This is a genomic window from Arenimonas sp., assembly GCF_019459675.1.
Classification (GTDB): domain Bacteria; phylum Pseudomonadota; class Gammaproteobacteria; order Xanthomonadales; family Xanthomonadaceae; genus Arenimonas.
In genome coordinates this window covers 1-9,073 of the sequence record NZ_JAIBFH010000473.1, presented here as the reverse complement: position 1 = coordinate 9,073, position 9,073 = coordinate 1, and the positions used below count along the sequence as shown (strand labels likewise).

Genomic DNA, 9,073 nt, shown 5'->3' with positions numbered 1-9,073 from the left:
CCCACCCCCCCCCCCCCCCCCCCCCCCCGCCCCCCCCCCCGGCCGGGCCGGCCGCCGCCGCCAAAGGCCAGCAGGCTGATGGAACCCACCACGGCCGACGTGTTCTTTGCCTTGCGCCACTGCGCGATGGCGTGACGTTCGCGGAAATGGGCTACTTCGTGCCCGAGCACCAGGGCCAGTTCGGCCTCGTCCTGCAGCCGCAGCAGGGCGCCGGTCCAGACCACCATCATTCCGTTGGGCGCCATGGACGCATTGAACCAGGGCTGGTCAACGATATGGACGCGCAGGTCCGCGCAGAGGTCACCGGCGACGCGGCAGGCAACGTCGCGCACGTAGGCGTTCAGGACCGGGTCGGTGACCCGCCTCGGATGCGCCAGCAGTTCGCGTTCGGCGCGCTCCATGGCGTACCACAGCTCGTCCTCGTCGCTGCCCGGGGGCGGCCGCTGGCCGGGCAGGGCGGTGTCCACCGGGTCGGCGGCCCCGGCGGGGGCGGCAGCCAGGCAGGCTGCAAGCAGGCATGCGGCGCGCTTCACAGCGGAAGCCCGGTCAGCATCTGGCGTGCGGATTTCGCGGCGCCCTCGGCGTCCCGCAGGTCGCCGGTCTGGTTGGACATCAGGTTGAACCACACCACCTGGCCGGTGCGCAGGTCCACCAGCGTGGCCACGCCCATCTGTCGGCCCCCGCCGATGTCCACCACGCCGCCCATGGCGGCCCCCGCCAGCAGGCCCAGCACCCGCATTGCCGCGCGGCCTTCGCTGGCATAGCTGTCGCGCACGTAGGTAAACAGCGCGTAGTCGGCGCCGGTGGCGTCCCGCAGTTCGCTCACGCCCTCACCCAGGGTCCAGTCCAGGCGGCGGTCCTTGGTGGCCAGGTGGCTGCCGCGCCGGGTGTAGACCGCGATGCTCATGGCCACGGCCTCGTTGAGGCGGATCACCTGGCCCAGGCGCGATCGCGGCGGCAGGTCGTCCCGGATCTCGAAATCGGGCTTGCGGTCGTGGCCGCCCTGCGCCAGCACCTGGCCCATCGCTTCGGGAAACAGCCGGCGCGCCGCGTCCGACCACTCCCGCCGCGGTTCGTTCAGCCCACCGGTGGTCACCTCGGTCAGCTCGATGTCGGGCTCCACCACGACCACGCTGCCGGCGATGCGCAACGGTTGGCCAGCCTGGTCGGTGGCGACCCGGTCCTGGTTGTAGGCAAGCGCCGGCAGCGACAGCAGCACTGCCAGCAGCGCGACGAAGCGACGGGCGGATCGGGCGTGCTGGGCCATGGGGTCCTCCTGCCGACAGCATGCCCGAACGCGTGCGCGGGACAAGCGCCGGGCGGGGCTTGGCCGGGTGCGGCATGGTATCCTTGTGGGGTTTTTCAGCCCCGCCACAACTCCCGCGAGGAATGCGATGCCACAGCTCGCCAAGCGCATGGGCCGTGCCAAGCCCAGCGCCATCATGGCCGTTGCCGACAAGGCCAAGAAGCTCAAGTCCGAAGGTCGCGACATCGTCAGCTTTTCGATCGGCGTACCCAACTTCCTGCCCGGTGACCACGTCTACGCCGCTGCCCGCGACGCCCTGGCCAAGGACAGCGGCCAGTACGGCAGCAACCGCGGCTCGGACGCCCTGCTCGACGCCTTCCTGCTGCACATCGAGGCGCTGGGCCTGACCGGCTACACGCGCATGCACTGCGCCACCGGCGTCGGCGCCAAGCACATCCTCTACAACCTGGCCGAGGCCCTGCTGGACGAAGGCGACACCATCGCCTACGCCACGCCGTACTGGACCACCTACGCCGACATCGCCGAAGTGCTGAACGCGAAGATCCTCGAGCTGCCGTGCCCGGCCAGCCAGGACTACAAGCTCACGCCGGCCCAGCTGGAAGCGGCGCTGGCGACCAAGCCCAAGGTGTTCCTGTTCAACAACCCGAACAACCCCACCGGCATGGTCTACACGCGCGGGGAAATCTCGGCGCTGGCCGACGTGCTGGTGAAGTATCCCGACACCTGGATCATCACCGACGACATCTACAACATGATGGTGTTCGACGGCCTGGGCTATCACAACTTCGTCCAGGCCCGCCCTGAGCTGCGCGACCGGCTGGTGTTCGTGGACTCGCTGTCCAAGACCTACGGCATGCCCGGCTGGCGCGTGGGCTTCATGGCCGGCCCCGAAGTGGTGGCCAAGGCGATGACGGTGCTCAACTCCACCCACATCACCAACCTGCCCGAAGTGGTGACCGCCGCGGCCATTGCGGCGCTTACCGGCCCGCAGGACGTGCCGGTGGCCAAATGCGCCGAATTCCAGGCCAAGCGCGATCTGGTGGCGGCGACCATGAACGCCATCCCCGGCGTGATCTGTCCCAAGCCGCAGGGCGCGTTCTACGTGTTCCCCGACATCAGCTGCGCTTTCGGCAAGTCGCACAACGGCGTGGCCATCAACAACGACGTTGATTTCTGCAGCGTGCTGCTGGAAGCCAAGGGCGTGGCCTGCGTGCCGGGCTCGGCCTTCGGCGCGCCCAACGCGCTTCGCATCAGCTACACCTGCCCCTCGGCGCAGCTGCCGGTGGGCCTGAAGCGCATCCAGGAGTTCTTCGCAGAACTCTCGTAAGCCATTTCGCGGCGCCCGCCCGGGCGCCGTTTTTTCTTGTCGGCGCGCCTCCAGGCCCGCTACCCCCGAGGAGATGTCATGAAAACCCCCGTCCGTGTTGCCGTCACCGGCGCTGCCGGCCAGATCGGTTACTCCCTGCTGTTCCGCATCGCCTCGGGCGAAATGCTGGGCAAGGACCAGCCTGTCATCCTTCAGCTGCTTGAGCTGCCCATGGAAAAGGCCCAGGCCGCGCTCAAGGGCGTGATCATGGAGCTCGAGGACTGCGCGTTCCCGCTGCTGGCCGGCGTGGTCGGCACCGACGACCCCATGGTGGCCTTCAAGGACGCCGACGTGGCGCTGCTGGTCGGCGCCATGCCGCGCGGCCCGGGCATGGAGCGCAAGGACCTGCTGCTCAAGAACGCCGAGATCTTCACCGTGCAGGGCAAGGCCATCAACGCCGTGGCCTCGCGCGACATCAAGGTGCTGGTGGTGGGCAACCCGGCCAACACCAACGCCTATATCGCCATGAAGTCGGCGCCGGACATCAATCCCAACAACTTCACCGCCATGCTGCGCCTGGACCACAACCGCGCGCTGTCGCAGCTGGCCATCAAGGCCAGCGTGGCCGTGGCCGACATCGACAGCCTGGTCGTCTGGGGCAACCACAGCCCGACCATGTACCCCGACTACCGTTTCGCCACCATCGGCGGCGCGTCGCTCAAGGACAAGATCGGCGACGAGGCCTGGAACCGCGAAACCTTTATCCCGAAGGTCGGCAAGCGCGGCGCCGCCATCATCGAAGCTCGCGGCCTGAGCTCGGCCGCCTCGGCCGCCAACGCCGCCATCGACCACATCCACGACTGGGTGCTGGGCACCAACGGCAAGTGGGCCACGATGGGCATCCCGTCGGACGGCAGCTACGGCATTCCCAAGGACGTGATGTACGGCTTCCCGGTCACCTGCAAGGACGGCAAGTACGAGATCGTGCAGGGCCTGGCCGTGGACGACTACTCGCGCACCATGATGGACAAGACCTTGGCCGAGCTCGAGGAAGAGCGCGCCGGAGTCGCCCATCTGCTCTGATGTGACAGCGAAGACGACCTCCGGGTCGTCTTCGCGCATGAAGGATCCGAAATGACGCAATCGAATTCCGCCGGCGCACGCTTCCGCGCCGCGCTCGCCGCCGAATCACCGCTGCAGGTGATCGGCGCCATCAACGCCAACCACGCGCTGCTGGCCCAGCGTGCGGGCTACCGCGCCATCTATCTGTCGGGCGGCGGCGTCGCCGCCGGCTCGCTCGGCATACCGGACCTGGGCATCACCGGCATGGAAGACGTGCTGGTGGACACCCGCCGCATCACCGACGTGTGCGACCTGCCGCTGCTGGTGGACATCGACACCGGCTTCGGGCCCAGCGCCTTCAACATGGCGCGCACGGTGAAGTCGCTGATCAAGGCCGGCGCCGCCGCCTGCCACCTCGAAGACCAGATCGGCGCCAAGCGCTGCGGCCACCGTCCCGGCAAGGAAATCGTGCCGGTGGACGAGTTCGTCGACCGCGTCAAAGCGGCGGTGGATGCCCGCACCGATGCCCAGTTCTTCATCATCGCCCGCACCGACGCCATCGCCGTGGACGGCGTGGACGCCGCCATCGAGCGCGCCGTGCGCTGCGTGGAAGCGGGCGCCGACGGCATCTTCGCCGAGGCGGCCTACGACCTGCCTACCTACAGGCGTTTCGTGGAGGCGGTGAAAGTGCCGGTGCTGGCCAACATCACCGAGTTCGGCCAGACGCCGCTGTTCACCCGCGACGAACTGGCCTCGGTGGGCGTGGCCATCCAGCTGTACCCGCTGTCGGCGTTCCGCGCCATGAACAAGGCGGCCGAGGCCGTGTATTCCGCCATCCGCCGCGACGGCCACCAGAAGGCGGTGGTTGATTCGATGCAGACGCGCGAAGAGCTTTACGACCGCATTGGTTACCACGACTACGAACAGCGCCTCGACGCCCTGTTCGCCAAGAAGAAGTAAGGGAGAGCACCATGACCGAATCCACCCTGCCCAAGGCCAAGAAGTCCGTTGCCCTCAGCGGCACGCCGGCCGGCAACACCGCGCTGTGCACCGTCGGCCGCAGCGGCAACGACCTGCACTACCGCGGCTACGACATCCACGACCTGGCCACGAAGGCCGGCTTCGAGGAAGTGGCGCACCTGCTGGTGCACGGCGCGCTGCCCACGGCCAGTCAGCTGGCGGCCTACAAGACCAAGCTCAAGCGCCTGCGCGGCCTGCCCGCCATCGTCACCGATGCGCTGGAGCTGGTGCCCGCCAACGCCCACCCCATGGACGTGCTGCGCACCGGCTGTTCGGTGCTGGGCGTGGTGCTGCCCGAGCGCGACGGCCACCCGGTGAACGAAACCCGCGACATCGCCGACAAGCTGATGGCCAGCTTCGGCTCGATGCTGCTGTACTGGTGGCACTTCACCCGCAACGGTCGCCGCATCGAAGTCGAGACCGACGACGACACCATCGCCGGCCACTTCCTGCACCTGCTGCACGGCGAGCCGCCCAGCGCGGCGCATGCGCGCGCCATGGACCAGTCCCTGGTGCTGTACGCCGAGCATGAGTTCAACGCGTCCACGTTCGCCTGCCGCGTCATCGCCGGCACCGGCTCGGACATCTTCAGCTGCATCACCGGCGGCATCGGCGCGCTGCGCGGCCCCAAGCACGGCGGCGCCAATGAAGTGGCGATGGAAATCATCGCCCGCTACGGCAGCGCCGACGAAGCCGAGGCCGACATCCGGGCCCGCGTGGAGCGCAAGGAAATCGTCATCGGCTTCGGCCACCCGGTGTACACCATCGGCGACCCGCGCAACCCCATCATCAAGGAAATCAGCCGCAAGCTGTGCAAGGACGGCGGCAACCAGGTGCTGTTCGACGTCAGCGAGCGCATCGAGACCCTGATGATGGACCTCAAGAAGATGTTCCCGAACCTGGATTGGTACAGCGCCTCGGCCTACCACATGATGGGCGTGCCGACGGCGATGTTCACCCCGCTGTTCGTGATTGCCCGCACCAGCGGCTGGTCGGCGCACGTGATCGAGCAGCGCATCGACGGCAAGATCATCCGCCCCAGCGCCAACTACACCGGCCCCGACGACCGAGCCTTCGTGGCGATCGACAAGCGCTGAGATGTACGGGCACTGGCTCGCCAACGGGTGGGTGGTGCTGGCGACATTGCTGTCGGTGGGTGCGTGCGTGCTGATCCATTACGAGGGGCTCACGGTCGTGTCGCGCGTGGTGGCGCGCCGTCACGACAGTGAGCGCCGGCGCAAGGTGCTCTACGGCATCCTGGGCGTGTTGGCGCTACACATCATCGAGATTTGGCTGTTCGGGCTGACCTTCTACGGGCTGGTGTTGCTGCCTGACACCGGTGCGGTAACGGGCGCCGATCCGCTGGGCCTGTTCGACGCCATTTACCTGGCGGCGATGTGCTACACCACGGTCGGTTTCGGCGACGTGTCGCCGGTGGGGCCAATCCGCTTTCTCGCGGGCACGTCGGCGCTGACCGGATTCGTCATGATCACCTGGTCGGCGTCGTTCACGTTCCTCGAGATGGAGCGGTTCTGGCGCCGCTGAGCGAAGCCGTCAGGGTGCCAGGCGCTGCCCTGCCGCCGGGCCGGACGCCGCCACGGGCGGGCTGAGGCGCTGCACCCGGAAGAAGGTGTGGTCACCGATGGTGGCTACCCGCGGCGACGTGGCCCAGGCCGGGTTGGCCAGGTCCAATGCCGCGAAGTGGCTGGCGCCGGGCACCACTTCATTGCGTTCGCCCACCGGCATGGTCCAGTCCTGCTGGGCCTGGAAGGCCACGTCCACCGCTTTCTGCCAAGCCTCGAGGTTGCGCATGCGCAGCCCGGGATTGACGATGGTCGGCGCGAACTGCTTGCGCGCCAGCACCACTTCGCACACCGATTCGCCCCATTGGCCGCTGTCGCGGCGGCGCAGGGCCACTTCGGCCACGGCACGCTGGCCCAGCTCGGTCTGGTCGCGCGATTCCAGGTAAACCGTCGTCGCCAGGCACAGCGGGTCGGCGGCGGGCTGCGGCAAAATCGACGCAAGCCAGAGGATGAAAGACAGCTTCATGGCGGAACTCCTTGCTCCGTTGCGCCGCGGTCTCTCGCCCGCATTCATGCGGACTCGCCTGTCAGGAAGCAACGGGGCGGGGAGGGGCCGGCGGCCTGGCGTTTTGGGGATGGACGAGCGCAGCTCGCATTCCGGTCGGGGCGTCGTAGGTGGGGCGCCTTCCGGAAACCCCGCCGAGCCATGTGCTGGGAGGGGCCGTATTTGGCCGGCCCACCGGAGTTGTCCGGGGCCTGGTCCGAGGCGCATGGTACGGCTGCCAGCCGAACGCCAGCTGAACGGCCGTTTCCAAATGATTGATTTTGTTTGGAGTAATTGCTCAGACGCGGCCCGCGAGGGCCGTGCCTGGAAGGCTCAGAACGCCGCGGCCAGACGGCTGCCCTGGTCGATCGCGCGCTTGGCGTCCAGCTCGGCGGCCACGTCCGCGCCGCCAATCAGGTGTGGCGTTTTGCCCGCCGCCTGCAGGGGTTCCACCAGCTGGCGCAGCGGCTCCTGGCCGGCGCACACCACCACCTGGTCCACCGGCAGCAGCATTTCGCGGCCGTCCACGCGCACCCGCAGACCGGCGTCGTCCACACCCAGGTACTCCACGCCGCCCCAGGCCTGCACGCCCTTGGCCTTGAGCGCCGAGCGGTGTATCCAGCCCGTGGTCTTGCCCAGCCGCGCGCCGGGCTTGCCCGGGCTGCGCTGCAGCAGCCACAGCTCGCGCGCCGGCGCCTCGGGTGCCGGCTTGACCAGTCCACCCGCGCCGGTGAAGTCGGGCGCCACGCCCCATTCGGCCATCCAGCGGCCGGTATCGGTGGTGGAAGAAGGACCTTCATGCGCCAGGTATTCGGCCACGTCGAAGCCGATGCCGCCCGCGCCGATGATGGCCACGCGCCGGCCCGGCACCACCTTGCCCGTCAGTACGTCCAGGTAGCTGACCACCTTGGCGTGTCCCGAACCGGGGAAGTCGACCTTGCGCGGGACGATGCCGGTGGCCAGCACGATCTCGTCATAGCCGCCGGCCAGCAGCGCCGCCGCATCCACCCGGGTGCCCAGCCGCTGCTCGACGCCCGTGATGGCCAGCTGCTTGCCGAAGTAGCGGATGGTTTCGTGGAATTCTTCCTTGCCCGGGATCTGCTTGGCCAGGTTGAATTGGCCGCCGATCTGGGTGGAGCCGTCGATCAGCGTCACGTGGTGCCCGCGTTCGGCGGCCACGGTGGCGCAGGCCAGGCCGGCCGGCCCGGCGCCAACCACGGCGATGCGCTTGGGGGCCTGGGTGCGGGTGTAGTTGAGCTCGGTTTCAACGCAGGCCCGCGGGTTCACCAGGCAGCTGGCCTTCTTGCCCACGAACACATGGTCCAGGCAGGCCTGGTTGCAGGCGATGCAGGTGTTGATCTCGTCGCGGCGTCCGGTGCGTGCCTTGTTCACCCACTGCGGGTCGGCCAGCAGCGGCCGCGCCATCGACACCATGTCGGCCTGGCCCGACGCCAGTATCTGCTCGGCCACTTCGGGCATGTTGATGCGGTTGGTGGCCACCAGCGGCAGCCCGACCAGCGGCTTGAGCTTGGCCGTGACGCCGGCGAACGCCGCGCGCGGCACCGACGTGGCGATGGTGGGCACCCGCGCCTCGTGCCAGCCGATGCCGGTATTGATGATGGTGGCGCCGGCGGCTTCGATGGCCTTGGCCTGCAGCACGATCTCGTCCCAGTCCGAGCCGCCTTCCACCAGCTCGAGCATGGACAGCCTGTAGATGAGGATGAAGTCCTTGCCCACCGCTTCGCGGATGCGGCGCACTATTTCCACCGCGAAGCGCATGCGCTTGGCCGGCGTGCCGCCCCAGTCGTCGGTGCGCTTGTTGGTGCGCGCCGACAGGAACTGGTTGATCAGGTAACCCTCCGAGCCCATCACTTCGACGCCGTCGTAGCCGGCGTCGCGCGCCCCCCCGGGGCGGGTTGACAAGGGCCTGTTAATGCGCGCCCCCCCCCCCCGGCGGGGCGTGCCACGGTTGTGGGGGCAGGTCGCCGCCCTAACGCCCCCCGCCCCCCCCGGGTCCCCCCGCCTGAGGCGCCCCCCGCGCCGCCCGCCCCCGCGCTCCCCACAATTCCCCCCCCACCCACGACCGTGGCGCCGCCAGCGCCGACGTTCGACATGCCCCTTATCAACGCCGAACCCGCGCCCCTGTGGCCCGCTCCCCTGGAAATGGCTCCGTCCATTCCTGAGAATGTGCCCGCGCCCCCCAGCGTGCTTGCTTCTCTGGAAACCCCCGGCGGCCACGTCCTGGTTGTCGCCGCGCTGGTCAATGACGCGGGCATGGTGGTGGACAGCAAATTGCTCGTGCCCTCGGGCGCCCCGCTCAAGGACATCACCATGACGCTCTCCCTTGTGGG

9 protein-coding genes and 1 pseudogene are annotated in these 9,073 nt (G+C 68.7%); 6 read left to right on the top strand and 4 right to left on the bottom strand.

Annotated features, from left to right (window positions below; translation table 11 throughout):
• Together K0M70_RS15485 and K0M70_RS15480 are read right to left on the bottom strand one after the other, a co-directional pair.
• On the bottom strand, nucleotides 1–533 hold a 533-nt coding region (locus tag K0M70_RS15485), incomplete at its 3' end, for a M48 family metallopeptidase (protein WP_290783499.1).
• Nucleotides 530–1,267 carry a hypothetical protein gene (locus K0M70_RS15480; RefSeq protein ID WP_290783498.1) on the bottom strand — a complete coding sequence of 246 codons (738 nt, stop codon included), beginning with the start codon at nucleotides 1,265–1,267 and terminating at the stop codon, nucleotides 530–532. The genes K0M70_RS15485 and K0M70_RS15480, both read right to left, overlap by 4 nt.
• Before the next feature lie 127 nt (nucleotides 1,268–1,394).
• Between K0M70_RS15480 and K0M70_RS15475 the strand changes: the two genes are divergently transcribed.
• From K0M70_RS15475 to K0M70_RS15455, 5 genes are all read left to right on the top strand, one after another.
• Entirely contained in the window at nucleotides 1,395–2,594 is a 1,200-nt protein-coding gene (locus tag K0M70_RS15475; protein ID WP_290783495.1) for a pyridoxal phosphate-dependent aminotransferase, read from the top strand.
• Between the two features lie 78 nt (nucleotides 2,595–2,672).
• The gene (locus K0M70_RS15470; RefSeq protein WP_290783492.1) at nucleotides 2,673–3,656 is read left to right on the top strand and encodes a malate dehydrogenase; all 984 of its coding nucleotides are present in this window, start codon (nucleotides 2,673–2,675) and stop codon (nucleotides 3,654–3,656) included.
• A gap of 51 nt (nucleotides 3,657–3,707) precedes the next feature.
• A complete protein-coding gene (gene prpB, locus K0M70_RS15465; protein ID WP_290783489.1) occupies nucleotides 3,708–4,595 on the top strand; it encodes a methylisocitrate lyase in 888 nt (295 codons plus the stop codon).
• Nucleotides 4,596–4,606: 11 nt separating this feature from the next.
• On the top strand, nucleotides 4,607–5,752 hold the full coding sequence (gene prpC / locus K0M70_RS15460; protein WP_290783487.1) for a 2-methylcitrate synthase: 1,146 nt from the start codon (nucleotides 4,607–4,609) through the stop codon (nucleotides 5,750–5,752).
• A 1-nt stretch (nucleotide 5,753) separates the two neighbouring features.
• Entirely contained in the window at nucleotides 5,754–6,200 is a 447-nt protein-coding gene (locus K0M70_RS15455; RefSeq protein ID WP_290783484.1) for an ion channel, read from the top strand.
• A gap of 9 nt (nucleotides 6,201–6,209) precedes the next feature.
• Here the strand turns inward: K0M70_RS15455 and K0M70_RS15450 are convergent, their stop codons facing one another.
• Entirely contained in the window at nucleotides 6,210–6,704 is a 495-nt protein-coding gene (locus K0M70_RS15450) for a cell wall hydrolase (RefSeq protein ID WP_290783482.1), read from the bottom strand.
• A 351-nt stretch (nucleotides 6,705–7,055) separates the two neighbouring features.
• Nucleotides 7,056–8,624, bottom strand: a pseudogene (locus tag K0M70_RS15445) (FAD-dependent oxidoreductase); the annotation flags it as partial.
• 210 nt (nucleotides 8,625–8,834) lie between these two features.
• On the opposite strand from K0M70_RS15445, the gene K0M70_RS15440 reads away from it, so the two are divergent.
• On the top strand, nucleotides 8,835–9,073 hold a 239-nt coding region (locus tag K0M70_RS15440), incomplete at its 3' end, for a hypothetical protein (protein ID WP_290783480.1).